We start from the raw sequence: 21,181 nt of genomic DNA, 5'->3' as shown, positions 1-21,181 counted from the left end.
AAGGGAGGGAAGGGAGGGTGGGGGGTTTTTCTTCGTCTTTACCAAACCACCCCGGGGGAAAGAAGGGGGAAGGGGGCCTCCCCCCCCCCCCCCCCCCCCCTGTCGGGGGGCGGCGCCGATGCGCGACTAGCTCCGGACGGTGATCGAGGGCTTCGTGGAAGCCTTCGCCTTCGCGTCGAAGACGTAGTAGGCGGCCCAGCCCGGCTTGCCGGCCAGGGTCACGACCCTGGCCTGAAGCGTGCGGCCCCCGAGCGTCAGGGTGACCGTGGTCGCCGGCGTCACCGGACCGCGGTAGATCCCCGCGAACAGCGCGCCGGAGGCGTCGCCCCGGGCGATCGTGGCCACCTTCCCGGGGAGCACGCCGGCCACCCGGAGGACGTTCGGCGCGGTGGCGCCCACGTGCAGGCCCTCCGCCGTCAGCCACAGCTTCTCGGCGCCGACGGCGATCCGCTCGCCCGGCGCGACCACCCGCACGGAACCGGCCACGGAGGCCGTTCCGGACGAAGCGGCCGCGTGCGCCGCCGACACCGGCGCATGGTTCACGGACGCCGCGACCGCCGTCCCCATGCCCGTCACGAGCACCGCGGCCCCCGCGACCGCCGCCAGCCAGCCACGCCTCCGCCTGCGCGTACCGATGGAAGTCATCACTTGCTCCTTCAGACCAGACAACGTCGGCCTCCGGCCACCGGGACCGGAGCGGACGGGCTCCGTCGTCCCCTCCACCCCCCAGACGGCACCCGCGCCGCGGAACGCTGCTCCCCACCGCACCCCATGGCGTGTGGCGCTCGTCACACGCAGAGCCCTCACGGCGTGAACGGCTCGCGCCGGTTCCTCGGCATGCGCGCCGCGTGGTCATCCGCCGCCGTCACCCGGTCGCCGGCCCAGGAGGTCGGCCAGGGTGGCGTCCAGTTCCGCTGCTCCGGTGAAGAGAACCGCGGTGATCCCCACGGCCTCGGCTCCCGCCACGTTCGCGGGCTTGTCGTCGATGAACACCGCCGCCTCCGGCGGGACGCCCACGAGGCCGAGGGCCCGGGTGTAGGCCGCCGGGTCGGGCTTGGTGGCGCCGAGGAGGCAGGAGAAGACCAGAGGGTCGAAGCGGGCGGCGACCTGGGGCAGCACCTCCGGGAGCGCTTCGAGGACCAGGGCGTCGTTGTTGGTGAGCAGCGCCGTCCGCAACGGACGCAGGCCGTCCACCACCTCCAGGACCCGGGGGTCGGGCTCGAACGCGCTGCACCAGATCTCGTGGAGGGTGTCCGCGCCGCCCGGATACCCCAGTTCCTCCCGCAGGGTGCGATGGATCTCCGGCACCGAGCCGAGCCCGCTGTCCCAGCGCGCGACCCGCCCGGACTCGTACAGCACCCGCTCCACCCGCTCGACGCCCACCCCGCACGCCTCGGCGAGGAGTTCCATCCGCCGCCGGGGACGGAACCGGCAGACCACGTCTGCGAGATCGAAGAGCACCACCTCGGGCCGCATACGCCGAGCCTAGGGGCGCCGGTCGTCCACGACGGTGAGGTGGTGCGCCGTGTCCACCCGGCAGCGGCCCGCCGTGGTCACCGGGTGCCGAGGATGCCCATGAAGACCAGCACTGTGACGACGACCGCCAGTGGGGCGGCGACGGCGAGGCCCGTGCGCCGTGGCGGGATCCAGGCCGCGATCAGCAGGCCCAGGGCGACGAGGAGGCCCACCAGGAAGGTGGGGAAGGCCACGGCGAAGGCGGCGTCGAAGCGGTCGGCCTCCGCTCCGTCGCAGCTGTCACAGGCCATGGGCGAGAACATCGCGAAGACCAGCGCGAAGAAGCCCAGCGGCAGCGTGAGCAGGGTCGAGAAGAGGGGCGCGATCCAGGATCCGGTGGCCGGTGCGTCGAGGGCCGGAAGGGCGTCGGGTACGCGGGGGGTGTTCGCAGGCATGGTGACACGTAACCCCACGGTGCCGCCGGGGCGGATGAGCTCTCGTACTCATCCGCCCCGCCGTCACGTGCCTAGGAGGTCAGGATGCCCGGGTCGGACTGGCTCGCGGCACCCGTCTCGACGTGGCCGGCCAGGCGGCGGAGGAAGTCCGCGCTGACCGGGGAGGTGATCGTGACGTCGTACCAGTGGTGGGCGGCGGTGACGTCGACGCTGTGGGTCGCGGTGCCCTTGGGGACGGCGAGGGACACCGTGGCGCCGTAGGCGTTCGCGATGCTCACCGTCGTCGCCGCGCCCGCGTTGGCGAAGGTGAGGTCCAGGGTGCCGGCGGTGGCGTTGTGCCGGGCCGTGACCTCGGGGACGGCGGTCTTGCCGGGGGAGCGGAAGCGGCGGAGGAAGCCGTTGGGGCCGTGGACCGTGAGGTCGGTGACGCCCTTGGAGTACTTGGTGTTCCAGGCGTCGGCGATCGACTTGCCCGCCTCCGCCGTGTACGTCCACGGCACGTCGGTGCGGTTGGACGAGGTCACGTAGAACTGGGCGCCCGCCGCGGGGCCGCCGCTGAAGGTGAGGCGGAAGGTGCCGGCCGTGGTGTCGGCGGCGCCGTCCACGTACGGGGCGTACTTCAGCGGGCGGGTGGGCTTGGCGCCCGGCTCCTGGCGGGGCATCGCGCCGACGGCCGGGGCGGTGGCCAGGAAGTCGGGGTGGCGGTTCCTGTCCGGCGGGTAGTAGCCGGCGGTCGGGGGCAGCGCGGCCGGCTGGGTCTGTGTCTGGGTGAAGTCGAAGGCCGCGGTCAGGTCGCCGCAGATCGCCCGGCGCCAGGGCGAGATGTTGGGCTCGCGCACCCCGAAGCGGCTCTCCATGAAGCGGATGACCGAGGTGTGGTCGAAGGTCTCGGAGCAGGTGTAGCCGCCGGTGGACCAGGGGGAGACGACGATCATCGGGACGCGGGGGCCGAGGCCGTACGGGCCCGCCGCGTAGCCGGTCTTGCCGTTGAACCAGTCCAGGGAGGTGGCGACCGTGGACTTGCCCCAGGAGGCGTCGCCCGGGACGAACGGCGGGACTACGTGGTCGAAGAAGCCGTCGTTCTCGTCGTACGTGATGAAGAGGGCCGTCTTCGCCCACACGTCCGGGTTCGAGGTCAGCGCGTCCAGGACCTGCGCGATGTACCAGGCGCCGTAGTTGGCGGGCCAGTTGGCGTGCTCCGAGAAGGCCTCCGGGGCCGCGATCCAGGAGATCTGCGGCAGCCGTCCGGCCTGCACGTCGGCGCGCAGGACGTCGAAGTAGCCCTCGCCCGCCTTGGCGTTCGTGCCCGTGCGGGCCTTGTCGTACAGCGGGTTGCCGGGCTGGGCGTTGCGGTAGTTGTTGAAGTACAGGAGGGAGTTGTCGCCGTAGTTGCCGCGGAAGGCGTCGTTGATCCAGCCCCAGGAGCCGCCCGCGTTCAGGCCGTCGCCGATGTCCTGGTAGATCTTCCAGGAGACCCCCGCCGCCTCCAGGCGCTCGGGGTAGGTGGTCCAGCCGTAGCCCGCCTCGGCGTTGTTCAGGACGGGGCCGCCGCCGGTGCCGTCGTTGCCGACGTACCCGGTCCACATGTAGTAGCGGTTCGGGTCGGTCGCGCCGATGAACGAGCAGTGGTACGCGTCGCAGATGGTGAAGGCGTCGGCGAGCGCGTAGTGGAAGGGGATGTCCTCACGGGTGAGGTGCGCCATCGTGGCCTTGGTCTTGGCCGGGATCCAGTTGTTGTACTTGCCCTTGTTCCAGGCGCTCTGGCCGCCCTGCCAGTCGTGGTTGAGGCCCTGGAGGTACTCCATGCCCAGCTTGTCGCTGGTCGGCCGGAAGGGCAGCGTGGTGTTCCCGGAGTTGTCCTCCTGGTTCCAGACCGGCTTCCCGCTGGGCAGGGTCACCGGGCGCGGGTCGCCGAAGCCCCGTACGCCCTTCATCGCCCCGAAATAGTGATCGAAGGAACGGTTCTCCTGCATCAGGACCACGATGTGCTCGATGTCCTGGATCGTGCCGGTGGAACCCTGTGCCGGTATCGCGGCGGCGCGGGCGATGCTCTCCGAGAGCATCGTGAACGCGGCGGCGCCGCCGGTCAGCTGGAGAAACCGGCGGCGGTTGAGGTCGGCCATGGGGGAGTTGCCCTCCGGGTGTGAGTACGGCTGTGGGGGTGCGGGTGCGCCGGCCGGGCGGACCGGCCGACGGGCGCCCCACAGGAGAGCGCCCGTGAACCACCGCCCGGCGGCCGTCCCATGACTGCCCGTCGTACGGCAGATGAATCCCCATGTCCGAACGTGAAAACTCACAACCGAACGCCCCTGGTGGGCAGATGGCCACCAGGGGCGTGCGTGATCCAACAGAAAACCACTCGACGGCGGCGACTACTCGACGACGAGCTCGACCTCGATGTTCCCGCGGGTGGCCTTCGAGTACGGGCAGAAGGCGTGCGTCTTCTTCAGGAGCGCGAGGCCGGCCTCGCCCTGGAGGTGGTCGGGGAACTCGGCGCGCATCACGACCGCGAGACCGAAGCCGCCGTCCGCCGGGTCCTTGCCGATGGAGACCTCGGCGGTGACGGAGACCTCGGAGATGTCGATCCGCTCCTGGCGGGCGACGACGCCCATGGCGCTGGCGAAGCAGGCGGCGTATCCGGCGGCGAAGAGCTGCTCCGGGTTGGTGCCCTGACCGTTGCCGCCGAGCGCCTGGGGGTGGGCGAGGGGGAGGTCGAGGTGGCCGTCGGAGCTGACGGCGCGGCCCTCGCGGCCGTTGGCGGTGGCGACGGCGGTGTAGATCGCGTCCATGGTTTCTTCCGTTCCTCGAAGGGGGCCGTGTCGTCGTGCTGCGTGCTGCCCTCATATTGTTAGTGCACGATTCAGTTGTGCACAACTTAATGGCGTGTGATGCACGTCTCCCGTACCCTGGACCCCATGGACCAGGACTTCCTCCGGCTCGACAACCAGATCTGCTTCTCCCTGCACGCCGCCACCCGCGCCTTCAACGGCGTCTACCGGGGCGCGCTCAAGGAGCTGGGCCTCACCTACCCCCAGTACCTGGTCATGCTCGTGCTCTGGGAGCACGGCGAGCTGCCCGTGAAGGGCATCGGCGAGCGGCTGCGGCTCGACTCCGGCACCCTGTCGCCGCTGCTCAAGCGCCTGGAGGCGGCCGGATGCGTCGAGCGGCGCCGCAGCCCCGAGGACGAGCGGTCCGTCACCGTCCGCCTCACCGGCGACGGGACCGCCCTGCGCGAGAAGGCCCTCGGCGTGCCCCGCCGCATCGCCGCCGCGACCGGGCTCGACCTGGCGGAGCTGGGGGAGCTGCGGGAGCGGCTGCACACGCTCGCCGCCCGGCTCGACGGCGTGGACCCGGACGACGTGACGGCCGCCTGCGGCTGACCTCTGCTCCTGCACAGCAGCCACCTGCTCCTGCACAGCAGAGGCCTCCGCGTACAGCGGGCGTTCAGCGCGTCGCGTACGCGCGCGCGTGGTTCAGGCCGAGCAGCACGCACACGTCCGTCAGGAGCGGCACGTGGTACGCGAGCGGCCGGGGCCCCGCCTGGTCGGGGCGGGAGACGAAGCCGCCGTCCGGCCGCTGCCGCTCCAGGAGGTGGCGTACCGCCCGCCCGGTCGCACCCCGGGCGGACGGTACGGTCGGTGTCCGGGCCACCGCGATCAGCGCGTACGCCGTGCTGATCGGGTCGCTCGGATCGGACGGCACGTGCCCCCAGCCGCCGTCCGCGTTCTGCGTGTCGAGAAGGCGCTCCACCGCCCGTGCCCGGGCCCGCGCCACCTCGGTGCGGGCGGGGTGGCCGGGCGCCACGGCCAGGAAGGAGTCGTGGGCGAGGACCGAACGGAACAGGGCGTTGCTCTCGTTCAGGCTCCAGCTCCGTTCGTACGGCCCCGGGGCCTCCTGCCGGGCCACCGCGAACCGGACGGCGGCCTCCACCGCGGCCCGGTGCGCGGGCTCGGGGGCCAGCGCGTTCACGGCGGCGGCCGTTATCGCCACCTCGGAGGCGGTACCGCGTTCGAAGGTCGGGAAGCCGCCGTCCGCGCCCTGCCGGGCGAGCAGGTACCGCTCGCCGGCCGCCACCTCCGCGCCGAAGAGCCCCGGGCCCGCCGCCCGCAGGAACTCCACGCAGTACGAGGTGTCGTCCACGTCGCTCTGCCCGACACCCCGGTCGAAGCCCCAGCCGCCGTCGGGGTTCCGGTGCTCCGTCAGGCCCGCCGCGAGCGCCCGCAGCGTGTGCGCGGGGGCACCCGCGCCGGCCAGGGCGAGCCCGCCGGTCGCCGTCGCGAAGACGTCCATGCCCGTGATGAACGGCAGCCCGCCGTCCTCGCGCAGCGAGCCGCGCAGCTCCCGCGCCCGCGCCCGGACGCCCTCCGCGTACCGGGGGTGATGCCGCAGCGCGAGCAGGGCGAGGACGCGGGCGAGGTGGTTGCCGTACGGGGGAGGGCCGGGCAGCGAGCAGGGTTCGAGCGCCCGCCAGTCCTCCTCCGCGACGAGCCCCGACGCACCGGTCCCGAAGGCGTACAGGACCTTGAGGGCCGCCATCTCCGTGATCAGCCACCGCTGTTGGCCACGGGCCTCGAACAGGGCCTCGGGGGAGGGGACTTCGGGGAAGGAGTGGGCGCCCAGCTCGGCAAGGAGCGTCTGGAACATGAGCCGCTTGCGCCCGGCGGTGAAGTGGTCGAAGCCCCCGAGCAGCCGGGCGAGCGCACCCCGCCCGTCCACGTACTCGCCGAGGGCCGCACGGGCCGCGGCCTCCTGTACGGGGTCGGGGGAGCCCTCGTCCACGGCGGTCTTCAACCGACGGGTCAGCCGCTCCTGGGCGTCCGGGTCCACGCCCGTCACCGTGAGCAGCCGCAGGGCCAGGGCGGACTCCAGGATCCGGCTGTCGCACGGGGCCCGCAGCAGCCCGCCGGGACCGGCGGCGGCCACGAGCCGGGTGGCGAGCCGGGCACGGGCGCGGTCGAGCGGCCCGGTCCCCGGCAGCGGCTTCGGCCGGGGTCCGGGGACGGCGAGGGAGGCGCCGGGTAAGGGCAGCGCGCAGTGCGTCATGGGGGAGGTGTCCTTCGGGGATGTCGTACGAGAGGTGGGGCGGAGGGACGACGGTCGGCGGGGGAGGCACGGAGGCCGCGCGCGGTCTCCGAGCCAGGCGATGGCGCGTGGTCGCGCGAGGCGATGGCGCGTGGCCTTTCGAGCCTTGGGGCGGTGTACGGGGGAGGGGAATCGGCGCCGCGCGGCCTCCGCGCCCGGCGGCGGTCAGGCGGGGAACAGGCGCCGTACGGCCTCCGCGCCGGCCGGGACCAGCGGGGTGTAGCCACCGGTCAGGACCGCGAGCGGCGCGACGAAACCGCACCAGGCGATCTCCTGCGGATCGGGCCGGGGCGCGCGGTCCGCCACCCAGCGGTGGACCGTCAGGAAGCAGGCGCCGTGCGGATCGTCGACGCGGACCCGGTACGCCTCGGTCAGCCCGGGCGCCCGCTCCCAGCCCAGCTCCTCCCGGAGCTCCCGGAGCGCGGCCGTGCGGTACTCCTCGCCGCTGCGGACCGCCCCGCCGATCAGGACGTCGTAGTGGCCCGGGTAGGCCGGGGCCGAGGCGGTCCGCCGGTAGAGGAGGACCCGGCCGGCGTGGTCGGTGCAGACGGTCGCCGCGTACCGGCGCAGCAGTCCGGTGGGAGGCCCGGCGGCCCGCCCGCCCTGGGCCACCACCCGGTCGCGGGGATCGACGTAGTCGACGCGCTCGGAGACGTACCCCTCGGAGACGTACCCCTCGGAGACGTATCCCTCGGAGCCGTACGTCTCGGGTGCGTACGTCTCGGGCGCTCGGTTGTCGGACGGTGTCGGGTACGCGTCCGGTGCGGGCGTGGTCACGTCCGCTCACGCACGCGCGCGTGCAGCGGGCCGTTCGGGCGCAGGTTGACGCCGAACACGGCCTCGCGCGCCGGCCCGGTCGTCTCGACCGTGAACCGGCCGAGGAGCGCGCCGAGCAGCACCTCCATCTCCCGCATCGCGAACCGGGTGCCGAGGCAGGCGCGCGGGCCGATGCCGAACGGGAGGTACGCGCCGGGCGGCAGCGGCGAACGGGCCGGGAAGCGGCCCGGGTCGAAGACCTCGGGCTCCGGCCAGACCTCCGGATCGCGGTGGGTGAGGTACGGGCAGACGAGGAGGTCCGTACCGGCGGGGATCGCCCAGCCGTCCAGCGTCTGGTCCACCGGGCTGTGCCGGGGCAGCAGCCAGCCCGTCGGGTAGAGCCGCAGCGTCTCGACGAGCACCGCCTCGACCCCTGACGTGTCCCCTGCCGCCCGCTCCATGACGTCCGGGTGGGCGTCGAGCAGGACGAACGCCCAGGTCAGCGTGCGGGCGCTGCTCTCGTACCCGGCGACGAGCAGGGTGACGAGCTCGTCGCGGATCAGCCGGTCCGTGTACGCCGGATCGGTGTCGGCCGCGTCGAGGAGCCGGTCGAGGACGCTGGGGCCCGACGCGCGGACCGGACCGGTCCCGCCGCCTTCGGCCCGGTGGCCGCGGGACCCGGCCCCGCCGTCCGCCCGGTGACGGCCCCGGGCGTCGGCCAGTGCGCGGAGCATCCGCTCGTCGAGCGCGGCGATCGCCGCCTCGACGGCCGGCGGCAGCGCGGCCGCGCCGCCCACGTCGGCGGGGAGCGCGGCGACGATGTCCTGCACGGCCGCCAGGTCGACGTACGTCTCCTGGTCCAGGGGCCGGTCCGTGAGCGAGCGCCAGATCGTGTCGACGGTGAAGAACTGCACGTCCTCGGCGATGTCGGTCGGCTCGCCGAAGCGCGCCCGCTCCGCCCAGCGGTCGACGACGCGCGCCGCCGCCCCCGCGATGTGGTGCTCCCAGCGCTGGATGCCCCGGCCCGTGAACATCGCCTGGAGCAGCTTCCGTTGGGACCGCCAGGCCTCGCCCGTGGCGGTGATCACGCCGTCGCCGAGGAGGGGCCTCGCCCGGTGCGACCGCTTCACGTACCGCTCGCCGCCGACGCCGAGCACCTGGTGCACGTGCCGGGGCTCCGTGACCAGGACCGCAGCCCGGCCGCCCCGGCGGAAACCGGTCAGCCGGCCCGGCGTGTGCGCCTGGCGGAGGAGGTCGACGAGGGGTGCTCCGGAGGCCGTCCAGGCTGCCACGGCGTCGTCTTCGAGGACGTCGGGGGGCATGCCATCCGTCACGCATTGCGATTGCATGATGACGTATCGTAGCGCTCTGTGCGATCTTCAGATCCAGTTCGATCTTCCCCGGCGGTGCCGCTCGCGGTGCTCGACCGGCTCTCCCCCGACGTCGCGGCGCTGCACGCGACGGACTCCGCGCCGCACCTCGGTGGCCTGATCGTCTTCGACGGCGAACCGCCTTCCCGCGCGCGGGTGTTGGATCATCTGAGGCGCCGCATCGGGCTGCCTCCCGAGCTCGCCCACCGGCTCGCGGGCGCCCCGGAGCGGCCCCGCCGGGAGCCCGACCCCGACGTCGACCCCGGTGATCACCTGTACGAGCTACCCGGCGGCGCCGCCCCGTTGACGGTCGTGGCCGAACTGCTGCGGCAACCCCTGCCGGATGCTGGGGAGTCGGCGCTCGTCACGCACGAACGGCCGGCGAAGGGAGGCGTGTTCGCGCGGGCCGGGGTGGGGGCGTCGTGAGCGGCACGGAGCCTCCGGCCGAGCCTCCACTCCCGCCCCGGCACGGCCAGGCCCCCGGGGCCTGGCCCCTCCTCGGGCATCTGCCCCATCTGGCGACCCGGCCGCTCGTCTTCCTGGACTCGCTGCCCGGTCACGGCGACGTCGTCCGCGTGCGGATGGGGACCCGGACCGCCCACGTCGTCAGCCACCCCGCGCTGGTCCGCCGGGCCCTCACCGACCGCGGCTCCTTCGACCGGACCGGCGTCCTGTACGAGAAGGTCCGCGCCCTCCTCGGCAACGGCCTCGCCACCTGCCCGAACGCCGAGCACCGCGCCCAGCGGCGCGCCCTCCAGCCGGCCTTCCACCACTCCCACATGGACCGCTACGCCGCCGTGATGACGGCCGAGACCCAGGCCCTGACCGGGCGCTGGCGGCCGGGAGCGGTCGTCGACGTCACCGAGGAGGCGTTCCGGCTCACGACCGCCGTCGCCGTCCGCACGATGTTCTCCGCCGGTATCACCCCGCGCGCCGCCGAGGAGCTGCGCGAGGCCCTCGAAGTCCTGCTGCGCGGGGTCTGCACACGGGTCGTCGCGCCCGCCGTCGACCGCGTGCCGTCCCCGGCCGCGCCCGCCCCGCCCGGTCCCGCGGATCGTCCTCTCCCCGGGGCCGCAGCCGATGCGGCTCGCACGGTGGTGAGGTTCCGTACCGCGTTCACCGAATTGTAAGGAGCGAGCAGCTTGATCGCTCCTATACTCGCTCCATGTCCGACATCAGCATCCGGCGCGCCACCGCCGACGACTCCAAGCGGCTCACCCGGCTCGTCCGCACCTCAGGGGCCTACCGGGGCGACTACGCCGCCATGGTCGAGGGCTACCAGGTCGGCGGTCCGTACATCGAGCACCACCCCGTCTTCGTCGCCGTCGACGACGGCGACGGCGGCCGGGTCCTCGGCTTCTACGCGCTCCTCGTCGACGAGGCCGAGCTCGACCTCGCGTTCGTCGCCGACGCGGCCCAGGGCCTCGGCATAGGCCGGCTCCTCATGGAGCACATGGCCGGGCAGGCCAGGGCCGCCGGGCTCGCCTCCGTGCGGGTCGTCGCGCACCCGCCGTCCGAGGAGTTCTACCTGCGGACCGGCGCCGTCCGCACCGGCACCGTGCCGCCCACCGGCCACATCCACTGGGAGCGCCCCGAGCTGCGGTACGACGTCGCGTGACCGCCACCGCCCAGGAACAGGAACAGGAACAGAGCCGCCGCAAGGTCTTCGCCGACCTCACCCCGCTGCGCACCTCCGCCGACTACCGCCGTCTCTGGTTCGGCAACAGCGTCACCTGGGTCGGGCAGGGCATGACGACCCTCGCCATCTCCCTCCAGGTGTACGACATCACCCGCTCGCCGTTCGCCGTCGGCCTCGTCGGGCTCTGCTCCCTCGTCCCGCTGGTCGTCTTCGGCCTGTACGGCGGTGCCATCGCCGACACCGTCGACCGCCGCAAGCTCGGCCTCGCCAGCTCCACCGGCCTCGCCGTGCTCTCCGCGGGACTCGCCGCCGCCGCGTTCGCCGGCTTCCACCGCGTCTGGTTCCTCTACGGGATCGTCGCCCTCCAGGCCGTCTGCGCCGCGCTCAACGCGCCCGCCCGCTCCTCGATGATCCCCCGGCTGCTGCCGCCCGAGCAGCTGCGCGCCGCCAACGCGCTCAACTCCATGACCATGACCTTCGGCACCCTCGTGGGGCCCAGCCTCGGCGGCGTGATCGTCGGCCTGGCCGGCTACCAGACCGCGTACCTCATCGACGCGATCGCCTTCTCCGCCTCCCTCTACGCGATGTGGCGACTGCCCTCGATGCTGCCGGAGCGCACCGGCGGTTCCGGCGGTTCCGGCGCCATGGGGGTCCCCCCTGCCCGAGCGAAGCCGAGAGCTCGGGGGAGGGCTTCGGTCCTCGACGGGCTGCGCTTCCTCGCCACCCGCCCCAACCTGCGCATGACGTTCTTCTCGGACTTCTGCGCGATGATCCTCGCCCACCCCCGCGCACTGTTCCCGGCCATCGCCGTCCTCTGGTACGGCGGCGACGCCAAGACCACCGGACTCCTCGTCGCCGCGCCCGCGTTCGGGGCGCTCCTCGGCGGCGTCCTCTCCGGCTGGCAGGGCCGCATCCGCCACCACGGACAGGCGATCCTGCTCTCCGTCGCCGCCTGGGGCACCGCCATCGCCGTCTTCGGACTGACCAGGAACCTCTGGCTCGGGCTCCTCATGCTCGCCCTCGCCGGCTACTCCGACACCGTCTCGATGATCTTCCGGAACACGATGATGCAGGTCGCCGCCCCGGACGAGATGCGCGGCCGGCTCCAGGGCGTCTTCATCGTGGTCGTCGCGGGCGGACCCCGGCTCGGCGACTTCCTCGCGGGCTCCGTCGCGGACCTCACCTCGCCGGCGGTCGCCGTCACCGGCGGCGGGATCGCCTGCGTCCTCGCGATCGGCCTCCTCGCCCTGTACGGACGGGGATTCCGCCGCTACGACGCCCTCGACCCGACCCCGTGAGCACCTCCCCGTAACGACCCCTGTCTTTCTGGCGGTTGGCCGCCACGGCACATAACCGCCAGGACCGGCAGGGGTCGACTCCCGCCCCACGGGCCAAGACTCCTCGCGAACCCGGAACACCCCCGACCCCGGGTCCGCGAGGAGTTCGAAACGATGACGTCGAGGACCGCACCCTTCGCCAGAGGGAGGGCCGCGCTGATCGCCGCGGGCATCTCCCTCGTGATGCTCTCGGCCGGGCAGACCGCCTCCGCCGCGAACACCGCCCCCGCCCCCCTGCCGGACACCTTCAAGGCGTCCACGACGCGCCACACCGTCACCCTCGTCACCGGTGACCGCGTCACCCTCACCGACCTCGGCGACGGGAACAAGACCGTCACCGTCGACCGGGCGAAGGGCGCCACCGGCGCGATACGCACCCAGACCGCGAACGGCCGCGTCACCGTCGTCCCCGACGAGGCCCGCCCCTACCTGGCCTCCGGCGCGCTCGACCCGCGCCTCTTCGACGTCACCGGCCTCGTCGAGCAGGGCATCACCGGCGAACTCCCGCTGATCGTCACCTACGGCGCCCAGGCCGCCCGCACCGCCGCCGCCCCGCGCGGCACCGAGACCGTCCGCGCCCTGCCCAGCATCGGCGGCGCCGCCGTCACCGCCACCGACCCCGCCGCCTTCTGGCACGGCTTCACCGCGCGCGGCACCCGGGCCGCCCGCGCCACCACCCCCGGCAGGGTCTGGCTCGACGGCCGCGTCGAGGCCGCCATGGCCGAGTCCAACACCCAGATCGGCACCCCGAAGGCCTGGGAGGCCGGGCTCACCGGCAAGGGCGTCAAGGTCGCCGTCCTCGACACCGGAGTGGACGCAGGACACCCCGACCTCGCCGGCCGGGTCGCCGAGACCAGGTCCTTCATCGAGGGCCAGGAGGTCGCCGACCGCAACGGCCACGGCACCCACGTCTCCTCCACCGTCGGCGGCTCCGGCGCCGCGAGCGACGGCAAGGAGAAGGGCGTCGCCCCCGGCGCCACCCTCGCCGTCGGCAAGGTCCTCAGCGACCAGGGCACCGGCACCGAGTCGCAGATCATCGCGGGCATGGAATGGGCCGCCAAGGACATCGACGCGAAGATCGTCTCGATGAGCCTCGGCTCCCGCGAACCCAGCGACGGCACCGACCCGATGGCCCAGGCCGTCAACACCCTCTCCGCCGAGACCGGCGCCCTCTTCGTCATCGCCGCCGGGAACTCCGGCTACCCCGGCTCCATCGGCTCGCCCGGCGCCGCCGACTCCGCGCTCACCGTCGGCGCCGTCGACTCCGCCGACCGGGCCGCCTACTTCACCAGCCAGGGCCCCCGCTCCGGCGACCAGGCCCTCAAGCCCGACGTGTCGGCACCCGGCGTGAACATCCTCGCCGCCCGGTCCCAGCTCGTCGCCGGCAGCGGCCCCTACACGAGCATGAGCGGCACCTCCATGGCGACCCCGCACGTCGCCGGCGTCGCCGCACTGCTCGCCGAGAAGCACCCCGACTGGACCGGCGCCCAGCTCAAGAACGCGCTCATGTCCTCCTCGAAGACCCTCGACGCCACCTCGTACGAGCTCGGCGCCGGCCGGGTCGACGTGGCCGCCGCCATCGCCGCGAACGTCACCGCCACCGGCTCCGCCGACCTCGGCTTCACCTCCTGGCCGTACGAGGCGAACAAGCCGGTCACCAGGACCGTCACCTACACCAACTCCGCCGACCAGGCCGTCGAGCTGAACCTCGCCGTCGAGGGCATGCCCGCCGGGGCCGCCACCCTCGCCGACAGCGCCCTCACCGTCCCCGCCCACGGCACCGCGTCCACCACCGTCACCGGCGACGGCACCAAGGCCCCCGTAGGGCAGTCCTCCGGCCGGATCACCGCCACCGCCGGCGGGGCGCCCGTCGCCCACACCGCGCTCGGCCTGGTGAAGGAGGAGGAGCGCTACACGCTCACCGTCCACGTCAAGGACCGCGACGGCGCCCCCACCTCCGCCTACCTGGGCGTCCAGCAGCTCGCCGCACGCACCGACCCCTTCCCGGCCGCCGTCGGCGACAGCGGCACCCTCCGACTGCGCCTCGAACCCGGCACGTACACCGTCGACACCTTCCTCGACGTGCGCGGCTCCCACGGCGCCGACTCCCTCGGCCTCGGCTTCCTCACCGAGCCCGAGATCGTCCTCGACCGCGACCGCGAGATCACCCTCGACGGGCGGCAGCTGCGCGAGATCCGCGCCGAGGTCGAGAAGCGGACCGAGACCCGCCAGCTCCTCATGGAGTTCGACCGCAAGGCCGACGGCGCCTCCTACGGCGGAGCCGTCCAGGTCCCGCTGACGTACGACTCGATCTTCGCCGCGCCCACCCGCACGCCCGCCACCGGCACCTTCGAGTACCGGACCGTGTGGCGCCTCGGCAAGCCGCTCATGGAGGCGAGCGTCGACGGCGTCCGCCTCGGCGGTGCCACCGTCCAGGGCGGCGGAACACTCCTGGAGGGCCGCCACCGCCTCGGCCTCGTCGACGCGGGCACCGGCACCCCCGCCGAGTACACCGGCAAGGACACCGCAGGCAAGGCCGTCCTCGTCCGGCTCACCGAGGGCGCCGACCCGAAGGCGCTCGCCCAGGCCGCCCAGGACGCGGGCGCCAAGGTCCTGTTCGTCACCGACGACCAGCCGGGCCGGCTGATGGCGTACTTCGGCACCGCCGACTACGAGGACCGGCCGCTCGCCGTCGCCACGGTCGACACCGCCGACGCGCACCGGCTCGCCGCCGGCGCGGCCGAGGGCCTGCGCGTCGACCTGACCGGCACCCGTTTCACCCCGTACACCTACGACCTCTCCGAGGGCCACCCCGGCGCCATCGGCACCGACCTGGTGTTCCGGCCCACCGAGGACGAGCTCGCCACCCTGCACTCCACCTTCTACGCGCCCACGAAGCGCAAGGAACTCGGCGGGGAGTTCCGCTTCTCGATCACCGACACCTTCAAGTACGGCATCGGCTTCAAGGAGTGGATCGCCTTCCCGACCGAGCGCACCGAGTACGTCTCCACCGGCACCGGCCAGCGCTGGCACGAGTCCGTCGACCTCGGCGAATCCCTGGAGGAGCGCGGCGGACTCTCCAACTACCGGGGCGGCGGCCGCGCCGACCTCGACTGGTTCGGTCCCGTCTGGCACCCGTGGCTCGGCACCGGCCTCGGCTGGGGCCAGCAGCGCACCGGCAACCAGCTGCGCTTCAACACCCCCGGCTGGGGCGACTCCGGCGGCGACCACACCGGCTTCGGCGACGTGTGGAACGACCCGACGATGAGCCAGTACACCGAGGTGTACGTGAACGGCGTCCGCGTCGACCGCAGGAAGAGCTCCGGCGCCTACGCCTGGAACGGCCCGGCGGAGGAGGCGACGTACAAGGTCGTCACCGACACCGCGCTCGACCCGGCGCGCTGGCGGCTCGCCGGCAAGGGCCACAGCGAGTGGACCTTCCGCTCCGCCGAGACCCCGAGCGACCGGAGCACGTACCTGCCGCTGATCAACCTCGGCTTCGACGTGGACACCGACCTCGGCGGCGACGTCCGCGCCGGGAGCCGGCTGCCCGTCGGCATCTCCGCCGAGTACGTGAAGGGCGCCCCCGACACGGGCACGATCGGCACCGGCACCCTGGAGGTCTCCTACGACGAGGGCGCGACCTGGACGAAGGTCACGCTCCGGAAGTCCTCGTCCGGCGCCGCCTGGACCGGTGAGCTGCGGATCCCGGCCGGCGCTGGCTCGGTCTCGCTGCGGGCCGGGGCGAGCGACGACCGGGGCGGCTCGGTGAGCCAGGAGCTGATCCGGGCGGTGGGAGTGAAGTAACCGCGTGGTGTGAAGCCGGGCCCTCCTTCCCCGGGGGCCCGGCTCTCGCGCGCTCAACCGGCCGTCGGCAGCGCCTTCTTCAGGACCTTGCCCATGTCGTTGCGGGGCAGGGCGTCGAGGTAGCGCACCACCCGGGGACGCTTGTGCGGCGCGAGCAACCCGGCCACGTGATCGGCGAGCTCCTTGCCGTTCGGCGGCTTCTCCCCGTCCTGCGGCACCACCCAGGCCACGATCCGCTCGCCCAGGTCCGGGTCCGGCTCGCCCGTGACGGCCGCCTCGCGGACGCCGGGGTGGTCCAGGAGCGCGTTCTCGATCTCGCCCGCCCCGATCTTGTAGCCGCCGCTCTTGATGAGGTCGGTCGCCTTCCGGCCCACCAGACGCACCCCGCCGTCCGCCTCGCGGACCGCCATGTCGCCGGTGCGGAACCAGTCGCCGGCGAAGGCCGCCGCCGTCGCGTCCGGCCGGTTGAGGTAGCCGGAGAAGAGGTTCGGGCCGCGCACCTGCACCTCGCCGACCGTCTCCCCGTCGAGCTCCTCAAGGACGGAGCCGTCCTCGTCCACGAGCCGCAGGTCCACGCCCGCGAGCGGGAGCCCGACCGTCCCCGGCCGGGGCTCGCCGCCCGGGCGCACGCTGGTGTTCATGAGCGTCTCGCTCATCCCGTACCGCTCCACGACCGTCCGGCCCGTCGCCGCCGCGATCCGCTCGTGGTCGTGGACGGGCAGCGCCGCCGAACCGGAGACGAGGAGCCGGGCGCCCGCAAGCGCGGCCGTGAGGCGGTCGTTCCCGTCGAGCGCGTCCGCGAGCCGGTGGTACATCGTCGGTACGCCGAACAGCATCGTGCCGCCCCCGTCGCCGAGCTCCCGCGCGACACCGTCCACCGAGAACCCGCCCAGGTGCCGGACCTCGCCGCCACGCCGCAGCGGGCCCAGGATCCCGAGGACGAGCCCATGGACGTGGAACAGCGGAAGCGCGTGCACGAGGACGTCGTCCGCCGTCCACGACCAGGCCTCGGCCAGCGCGTCGAGGGAGGCGGCGACCGCCCGGCGGGAGAGCAGCACGCCCTTCGGCGGACCGGTGGTTCCCGACGTGTAGACGACGAGCGCGGTGGCCTCGGGATCGACCGGCGCCGCCGGGGGCGCTTCAGGACCGGTGAGCTCGACGTCGATCCGGGGGAGCGCCGAGAGCCCGCCCGGCAGCTCGTCCTCCGGGCCCGCGAGCACGAGGCCGGGCGCGCTGTCGCCCAGGATGTGCGCCAACTCCCGCTCCCCGGTGCGCGGATTGAGCGGTACGGCCGGCACGCCGGCGAGCAGGGCGGCGACCACGGCGACGGCCGTCCGGGCGGTCGGCGTGGCCCAGACGGCGATCCGCTCCACCCCGACGAGGCGCCCGGCGAGCGCACCGGCGGCGCGGGCCAGCTCGGCGTACGTCAGGGTGTCGGGGCCGACGCGCAGGGCGGGGCGGTCGGACGGGTCCGCCAGGGCGGGGAAGAGCGCACTCACCGGTCGTACTCCTACGGTCGTCGCGGGTAGGGGCTACCAGGAGGAATTCTGCCCGTGCCGGGAGTGCGGCGCGGCCGATGGCCCGGGTTGGGGGCCACCCCGTGCGCTCCGCGGCGGGCGCGCGGCGATCACCGCGCACAGGGCGGCGAGGGGGAGCTCCGCGCACACGGCCATCGCGACGGCGACGGCCAGTTCCGGTCCCGCGGCGGACGTGGCGAGGTCGACGCAGGCGTCGGCGAGGAGGAGCACCGCCGCGGCGGCCGCGGGCGCGCGGTGGCGGGCGTCGCCCCGCAGCAGACGGCTGCCGGCGGTGAGCAGCGCGGCGGCCTCCAGGGCGTCGAGGGCGACCCAGGCGGCGGCCTCGGCGGGCGGGAGCGTACCGGCGAGGTAGCCGAGCCAGGGCAGCAGGGCGAGGCCCGCGCCCAGGAGCACGCGGCCCTGCAGGCGACGGACGCGGCTGAGGCCGGGGGAGCGGTAACCGCCGTTGTCGGCAAGGGGAACGAAGGAGGTGAGGGTCATGTCGGAGGTCTCTTCCGCTGTCACGAACCCGGCCTTCGGGCTCGTGATCAACCCTCTGTTCGCCGCCCTTCGGAGTCAGTAACACCGCTGTCCGTCTTGGGGTGGCACTGGCTACACCCCCGATGCGGACGGCAGGTTCATGGCAGGCCGTCGAGCCCGGCGTCTACGGTGAGGGCATGAAGATCCGGACCCGGCTGCGGCGGGCGCTCACCCGCCTGACGCGCGACGCGTCCTTCCTCGCCGTGGGGGCGCCGCTCCATCTCCTCATGGGGTCCCTGCTGTTCGGGGTCTTCGGCCTCGTGTGGGAGACCATCAAGGGAGCGGACGACAGCGCGCCGATCGCCCTGGCGTTCGTGGTCGTGCCGGCGGTGTTCTGCGTGCCGGCGCTGACCATGGCCCAGCGCTGGCGTTTCCGGCGGCTGCTCGGCATCGACATCCCCCGCGCGGGATGGCGGCGGCCGTGGCGCCAGTTCGCGTACCACTCCCTGGCCGGAACGCTGTTCGGCACGCTCGAAGCACTGGTGGTGGCGCTGATCCCGGCCGCCCTCGCCGCGTCGCTGACCACGGTGTGGGTCTACGCGATTCCCTTCCAATGGCGGATCGAGCACCGCGGATACTCCACGCAGGCCGCGTACGTCTCCGTGGCGGGACTGCTCGTCCTCGCCGCCGTCCCGTCCCTGGCCGCCGCCCTCGTACGCCTGGAGAGCGAGGTGGTCCCCGCCCTGCTCGGCCGGAGCCGGGCGGAGGACCTGGCGCGGCGGGTCGAGGACCTCACCGAGAGCCGGGCCGGCGCGGTGGACGCCGCCGGCGCGGAACGGCGGCGGATCGAACGGGACCTGCACGACGGAGCGCAGCAGCGACTGGTGTCGCTGGCGCTGAACCTGGGCATAGCCAAGGCCACGCTCCTGGACCTGCCGCCCGAGGCGCGCGAGGTGATCGACGCGGCGCACCGGGAGGCGAAGGAGGCGATCGACGAGCTGAGCAGCCTCGTGCGCGGGCTCCACCCCGCCGTCCTGGACGAACTCGGCCTGGACGCGGCCCTGTCGGGACTCGCGGCCCGCGCCCCGCTGCCCGTACGGCTTGAGGCGGACCTGCCGCGACGGCCGCCGCCGGCGGTCGAGGCGGTCGCCTACTTCGTCGTCTCCGAGGCGCTGACGAACGTCGCCAAGCACGCACGGGAGGCGACCCGGGCCGATGTGACGGTCACCCGGCTGGGCGGGATACTGCGGGTGGTGATCGCGGACGACGGCCTGGGCGGGGCCGACCCCGGCAAGGGCAGCGGCCTGACGGGGCTCGCCCAGCGCGTGCGGTCAGTAGACGGAACGTTCCGGATGAGCAGTCCGGTGGGGGGACCGACCATGATGAGCGTGGATCTGCCGTGCCAGAACTGAAGAACGCCGGGCGGGAGGAGCCCCGTATGCGACGTGCGGTGATCGCCGAGGACTCCGTCCTGCTGCGGATGGGCCTGGTCAAGGTCGTCGAGATGGCCGGCTTCGAGGTGGCCGCCGAGGCGGGAGACGCCGAGGGACTCCTCGCCGCGGTCGAGGAGCACCGCCCCGACCTGGCGGTGATCGACGTCCGGATGCCGCCGGGCTTCACGGACGAGGGAGTGCGTGCCGCGCTGTCGATCCGCCGCAGCCGGCCGTCGACCGCCCTGCTGCTGCTCTCCCAGTACGTCGAGGAGCGCTACGCGGCCGACCTGCTCGCCGCCCACACCAGCGGCGTGGGCTATCTGCTCAAGCAGCGGGTCGCGGACGTCGAGGAGTTCATCGAGGCGCTGCGGCGGGTCGCGGACGGCGGTACCGCGCTCGATCCGCAGGTCGTCGCCCAGCTCCTCGTACGGCGGTCGAACGATCCGCTGGAACGGCTGACGGCCCGGGAACGGGAGGTGCTCTCCCTCATGGCCGAGGGCCGCTCCAACGCGGGCATCGCCGCGCAGCTCGTCGTCAGCGAGAGCGCGGTCGCCAAGCACATCAACAGCATCCTCGCCAAGCTCGACCTGCCCAAGGCGGACGCCGACCACCGCCGGGTCCTGGCCGTGCTGCGCTTCCTCGGCGTGGGCGCGTGACCGTGTCTACGGGCGGCCCGCCGTGACCTCGGCGGGCTTCGGGTCCGGGCTCTCGCCGTCCGGGCGGATCCCGCGCATCCGCCCGTACGCGTACACACAGCCCGCGAGCGCCAGGTCGGACAGGAGCATGAAGCCGATCGAGTACGAGCCCTTCGCGCTGTAGATCGCGCCCATCACCAGCGGCGGCACGAACCCGCCGAGGCCGCCCATCGCGCCGACGATGCCGGTCACGCTGCCCACCTGGGCCTGCGGGGTGACCTGGGAGACCAGGGCGAAGACCGAACCGCTCGCCGTGCCGAGCCCGGCCGCCATCACGAGCAGGGCGATCGTGCCGCCGGGGTTCAGCGGCGGGTCGAAGGCCTGGACGATCGCGAACAGGGCGGCCGTGCCGAGCGCGGCGGCCGTCACGAGCGCCGGGTGGACCCGGTCCGAGAGCCAGCCGCCGATCGGCCGGAAGACGACCGTGACCAGGGCGAACCCGGCGGCCTTGGTGCCCGCGTCCGTCGGGTCGAGCGCGTACCAGGTCTTCAGGTACGTCGGCAGGTAGACGCCGAACGCGACGATGCCGCCGAACCCGATCGCGTACAGCGCCGACAGCTCCCACGTCACCCGCAGCCGCCCCGCCGAGCCGAGCCGCGACGCGAGGGAGGCCGTCGGCACCGGACGGTCGGGGCGGTCGGTGATGAGGAACGCGGCGAGCACCGCGTACGCGGCGAGGGCGAGCGCGACCACGAGGAACGGCAGGTTCTCGCCGTGCTTGGCGATCCGGGGCGTGAAGTAGCCGGACAGCGCGACACCGCCCATGCCCATGCCGAACACCCCGAGCGCCAGGCCCCGCTTGGCCGGCGGGAACCACGAGTTCACCAGCGGGATGCCGATCGCGAAGGTGGTCCCGCCCAGGCCGAGGAGGAAGCCGACCACCAGCATCAGGCCGTAACTGTCCTTGACCACGGTCAGGAGCAGCACGGGGACGATCGTCAGCGCCGAGACGAGCGGGAACATCCGCTTCGCCCCGTACCGGTCGGTGAGGGCCCCCGCCGGGACGCGGCCGAGTGAACCGACCAGGACGGGCACGGCGACGAGGAACGACTGCTGGAAGGAGCTGAGTCCGAGCCGGTCGCCGTACCAGCTCGCGAGCGGTGCGATCAGGTTCCACGCCCAGAAGGTGAGCGTGAAGCCGATGGTGGCCATCAC

General features: G+C 73.6%; 19 protein-coding genes. 8 read left to right on the top strand and 11 right to left on the bottom strand.

Going from position 1 to position 21,181, the window contains the following annotated elements; genetic code table 11:
* Positions 1-126: 126 nt before the first annotated feature.
* From ACZ7HT_RS01335 to ACZ7HT_RS01315, 5 genes are all read right to left on the bottom strand, one after another.
* Positions 127-645: a hypothetical protein gene (locus ACZ7HT_RS01335; protein ID WP_471158508.1), complete on the bottom strand. Its 519-nt coding sequence runs from the start codon at positions 643-645 to the stop codon at positions 127-129.
* A 207-nt stretch (positions 646-852) separates the two neighbouring features.
* Positions 853-1,476: an HAD family hydrolase gene (locus tag ACZ7HT_RS01330; RefSeq protein WP_471158506.1), complete on the bottom strand. Its 624-nt coding sequence runs from the start codon at positions 1,474-1,476 to the stop codon at positions 853-855.
* Between the two features lie 77 nt (positions 1,477-1,553).
* Positions 1,554-1,910, bottom strand: coding sequence for a hypothetical protein (locus ACZ7HT_RS01325; protein ID WP_471158504.1), 357 nt, complete (start codon positions 1,908-1,910; stop codon positions 1,554-1,556).
* 71 nt (positions 1,911-1,981) lie between these two features.
* Complete coding sequence (locus tag ACZ7HT_RS01320; RefSeq protein ID WP_471158502.1) at positions 1,982-4,033, bottom strand: phosphocholine-specific phospholipase C; 2,052 nt, start codon at positions 4,031-4,033, stop codon at positions 1,982-1,984.
* A gap of 249 nt (positions 4,034-4,282) precedes the next feature.
* Positions 4,283-4,699 (bottom strand): organic hydroperoxide resistance protein, encoded by a 417-nt coding sequence (locus tag ACZ7HT_RS01315; protein ID WP_471158500.1) that lies wholly within the window; start codon positions 4,697-4,699, stop codon positions 4,283-4,285.
* A 126-nt stretch (positions 4,700-4,825) separates the two neighbouring features.
* On the opposite strand from ACZ7HT_RS01315, the gene ACZ7HT_RS01310 reads away from it, so the two are divergent.
* Positions 4,826-5,290, top strand: a complete 465-nt coding sequence (locus ACZ7HT_RS01310) for a MarR family winged helix-turn-helix transcriptional regulator (RefSeq protein ID WP_471158498.1) — start codon at positions 4,826-4,828, stop codon at positions 5,288-5,290.
* 64 nt (positions 5,291-5,354) lie between these two features.
* On the opposite strand, the gene ACZ7HT_RS01305 is transcribed toward ACZ7HT_RS01310, so the two are convergent.
* The 3 genes from ACZ7HT_RS01305 to ACZ7HT_RS01295 form a co-directional block, all read right to left on the bottom strand.
* On the bottom strand, positions 5,355-6,953 hold the full coding sequence (locus tag ACZ7HT_RS01305; protein ID WP_471158496.1) for a prenyltransferase/squalene oxidase repeat-containing protein: 1,599 nt from the start codon (positions 6,951-6,953) through the stop codon (positions 5,355-5,357).
* A gap of 204 nt (positions 6,954-7,157) precedes the next feature.
* Positions 7,158-7,769, bottom strand: a complete 612-nt coding sequence (locus ACZ7HT_RS01300) for an NUDIX domain-containing protein (RefSeq protein WP_471158494.1) — start codon at positions 7,767-7,769, stop codon at positions 7,158-7,160.
* Positions 7,766-9,070 (bottom strand): cytochrome P450, encoded by a 1,305-nt coding sequence (locus tag ACZ7HT_RS01295; protein WP_471158492.1) that lies wholly within the window; start codon positions 9,068-9,070, stop codon positions 7,766-7,768. Before ACZ7HT_RS01295 ends, ACZ7HT_RS01300 begins: the two co-directional genes overlap by 4 nt.
* A gap of 84 nt (positions 9,071-9,154) precedes the next feature.
* Between ACZ7HT_RS01295 and ACZ7HT_RS01290 the strand changes: the two genes are divergently transcribed.
* The 5 genes from ACZ7HT_RS01290 to ACZ7HT_RS01270 all read left to right on the top strand — a co-directional run bounded on the left by ACZ7HT_RS01290 (position 9,155) and on the right by ACZ7HT_RS01270 (position 15,901).
* A complete protein-coding gene (locus tag ACZ7HT_RS01290; protein ID WP_471158490.1) occupies positions 9,155-9,544 on the top strand; it encodes a hypothetical protein in 390 nt (129 codons plus the stop codon).
* Entirely contained in the window at positions 9,541-10,248 is a 708-nt protein-coding gene (locus ACZ7HT_RS01285) for a cytochrome P450 (protein ID WP_471158488.1), read from the top strand. Before ACZ7HT_RS01290 ends, ACZ7HT_RS01285 begins: the two co-directional genes overlap by 4 nt.
* 35 nt (positions 10,249-10,283) lie before the next feature.
* Complete coding sequence (locus tag ACZ7HT_RS01280) at positions 10,284-10,736, top strand: GNAT family N-acetyltransferase (RefSeq protein ID WP_471158486.1); 453 nt, start codon at positions 10,284-10,286, stop codon at positions 10,734-10,736.
* A complete protein-coding gene (locus ACZ7HT_RS01275) occupies positions 10,733-12,055 on the top strand; it encodes an MFS transporter (protein ID WP_471158484.1) in 1,323 nt (440 codons plus the stop codon). The genes ACZ7HT_RS01280 and ACZ7HT_RS01275 overlap by 4 nt, the downstream gene beginning before the upstream one ends.
* 153 nt (positions 12,056-12,208) lie before the next feature.
* Complete coding sequence (locus tag ACZ7HT_RS01270) at positions 12,209-15,901, top strand: S8 family serine peptidase (protein ID WP_471158482.1); 3,693 nt, start codon at positions 12,209-12,211, stop codon at positions 15,899-15,901.
* Positions 15,902-15,954: 53 nt separating this feature from the next.
* On the opposite strand, the gene ACZ7HT_RS01265 is transcribed toward ACZ7HT_RS01270, so the two are convergent.
* Together ACZ7HT_RS01265 and ACZ7HT_RS01260 are read right to left on the bottom strand one after the other, a co-directional pair.
* The gene (locus tag ACZ7HT_RS01265; protein WP_471158480.1) at positions 15,955-17,400 is read right to left on the bottom strand and encodes an acyl-CoA synthetase; all 1,446 of its coding nucleotides are present in this window, start codon (positions 17,398-17,400) and stop codon (positions 15,955-15,957) included.
* A 33-nt stretch (positions 17,401-17,433) separates the two neighbouring features.
* The gene (locus tag ACZ7HT_RS01260; protein WP_471158478.1) at positions 17,434-17,943 is read right to left on the bottom strand and encodes a hypothetical protein; all 510 of its coding nucleotides are present in this window, start codon (positions 17,941-17,943) and stop codon (positions 17,434-17,436) included.
* A 152-nt stretch (positions 17,944-18,095) separates the two neighbouring features.
* Here ACZ7HT_RS01260 and ACZ7HT_RS01255 point away from each other — a divergent pair, with 152 nt between their 5' ends.
* Together ACZ7HT_RS01255 and ACZ7HT_RS01250 are read left to right on the top strand one after the other, a co-directional pair.
* Positions 18,096-19,310, top strand: coding sequence for a sensor histidine kinase (locus tag ACZ7HT_RS01255; protein WP_471158476.1), 1,215 nt, complete (start codon positions 18,096-18,098; stop codon positions 19,308-19,310).
* A 26-nt stretch (positions 19,311-19,336) separates the two neighbouring features.
* The gene (locus tag ACZ7HT_RS01250) at positions 19,337-19,987 is read left to right on the top strand and encodes a response regulator transcription factor (protein ID WP_471158474.1); all 651 of its coding nucleotides are present in this window, start codon (positions 19,337-19,339) and stop codon (positions 19,985-19,987) included.
* A gap of 6 nt (positions 19,988-19,993) precedes the next feature.
* Here ACZ7HT_RS01250 and ACZ7HT_RS01245 read toward each other — a convergent pair whose 3' ends face one another.
* A complete protein-coding gene (locus ACZ7HT_RS01245) occupies positions 19,994-21,178 on the bottom strand; it encodes an MFS transporter (RefSeq protein ID WP_471159028.1) in 1,185 nt (394 codons plus the stop codon).
* Positions 21,179-21,181 lie beyond the last annotated feature (3 nt).

The organism is Streptomyces sp. NPDC037410 (genome assembly GCF_055602235.1).
The sequence above is the reverse complement of the archived record's forward strand: the minus strand, read 5'-3'. Positions and strand labels throughout refer to the sequence as shown.

Coding starts and splice junctions, on each gene's coding strand:
- ACZ7HT_RS01335 (WP_471158508.1), bottom strand. CDS start 645: ATGACTTCCATCGGTACGCGCAGGCGGAGGCGTGGCTGGCTGGCGGCG.
- ACZ7HT_RS01330 (WP_471158506.1), bottom strand. CDS start 1,476: ATGCGGCCCGAGGTGGTGCTCTTCGATCTCGCAGACGTGGTCTGCCGG.
- ACZ7HT_RS01325 (WP_471158504.1), bottom strand. CDS start 1,910: ATGCCTGCGAACACCCCCCGCGTACCCGACGCCCTTCCGGCCCTCGAC.
- ACZ7HT_RS01320 (WP_471158502.1), bottom strand. CDS start 4,033: ATGGCCGACCTCAACCGCCGCCGGTTTCTCCAGCTGACCGGCGGCGCC.
- ACZ7HT_RS01315 (WP_471158500.1), bottom strand. CDS start 4,699: ATGGACGCGATCTACACCGCCGTCGCCACCGCCAACGGCCGCGAGGGC.
- ACZ7HT_RS01310 (WP_471158498.1), top strand. CDS start 4,826: ATGGACCAGGACTTCCTCCGGCTCGACAACCAGATCTGCTTCTCCCTG.
- ACZ7HT_RS01305 (WP_471158496.1), bottom strand. CDS start 6,953: ATGACGCACTGCGCGCTGCCCTTACCCGGCGCCTCCCTCGCCGTCCCC.
- ACZ7HT_RS01295 (WP_471158492.1), bottom strand. CDS start 9,070: ATGCCCCCCGACGTCCTCGAAGACGACGCCGTGGCAGCCTGGACGGCC.
- ACZ7HT_RS01280 (WP_471158486.1), top strand. CDS start 10,284: ATGTCCGACATCAGCATCCGGCGCGCCACCGCCGACGACTCCAAGCGG.
- ACZ7HT_RS01270 (WP_471158482.1), top strand. CDS start 12,209: ATGACGTCGAGGACCGCACCCTTCGCCAGAGGGAGGGCCGCGCTGATC.
- ACZ7HT_RS01255 (WP_471158476.1), top strand. CDS start 18,096: ATGAAGATCCGGACCCGGCTGCGGCGGGCGCTCACCCGCCTGACGCGC.
- ACZ7HT_RS01250 (WP_471158474.1), top strand. CDS start 19,337: ATGCGACGTGCGGTGATCGCCGAGGACTCCGTCCTGCTGCGGATGGGC.
- ACZ7HT_RS01245 (WP_471159028.1), bottom strand. CDS start 21,178: ATGGCCACCATCGGCTTCACGCTCACCTTCTGGGCGTGGAACCTGATC.